Genomic DNA, 710 nt, shown 5'->3' with positions numbered 1-710 from the left:
CCCCAGTTCTTGTTCAAACTTCCGCTTAAGTTGGCAGACAGTAACTTATACGAGTTATCACTGTATTTGATCTGGTTATAGCCGACATAAACACCATAACCTGTATAAAAGTTATAGTTAATCCCTGCCCTAAAAATCTCGTCTGCCAGCGCGCTGTAGTTTAAATAGTTTTGTGATTCAGCATTAAGCTGATTTTCTTTCAAATATCGAATTTGCGACACCCGTGCCAAGTCAAAGTAGTTATCAAATACTTTGCGGTAGCTGGTGTTAAATGAAATATTCTTGCTAATTCGCCCTTCTAAACCAACCAGAGCCGAATAGCCATTTTCATCTTTATACTGACTTGCAGCAATGTCGGCATTAATCACCCCAACACCAAACAGGTTCTTGGCAAAGCCTGTTCCAACGTTGGAAAGACCATCTGTGGAAGCTTCTGCACCACCACTTAAGGTCAGTGAGTTGCTATAACCATAACGAATTGCACCAGAGGCAAAGGTGGCATCATCATAATCATTTGAGTACAGTCCGTAGTTATAACGCGGAACCCCAACATCGACTGAAAACTCATTTATACCTTTTGCCAGAATCTTCGATGAAAAGTAATAAGGTTTTTTAGTAATGGTTTGCTGACCTGTTGCATCAGTTGTTACCAATGTAACTTCATTTCCTGAAATAAACGGGAGCTGCTTAACATCAAATGGACCTGAAGG

The 710-nt window shown here is 40.4% G+C and carries 1 pseudogene; it reads right to left on the bottom strand.

Annotated features, from left to right (window positions below):
- A pseudogene (locus ABFY81_RS18810) lies at positions 1-710 on the bottom strand (fimbrial biogenesis outer membrane usher protein); the annotation flags it as partial.

It is taken from the genome of Acinetobacter sp. WA-87 (genome assembly GCF_039938935.1).
Lineage (GTDB): Bacteria > Pseudomonadota > Gammaproteobacteria > Pseudomonadales > Moraxellaceae > Acinetobacter > Acinetobacter seifertii.
The sequence above is the reverse complement of the archived record's forward strand: the minus strand, read 5'-3'. Positions and strand labels throughout refer to the sequence as shown.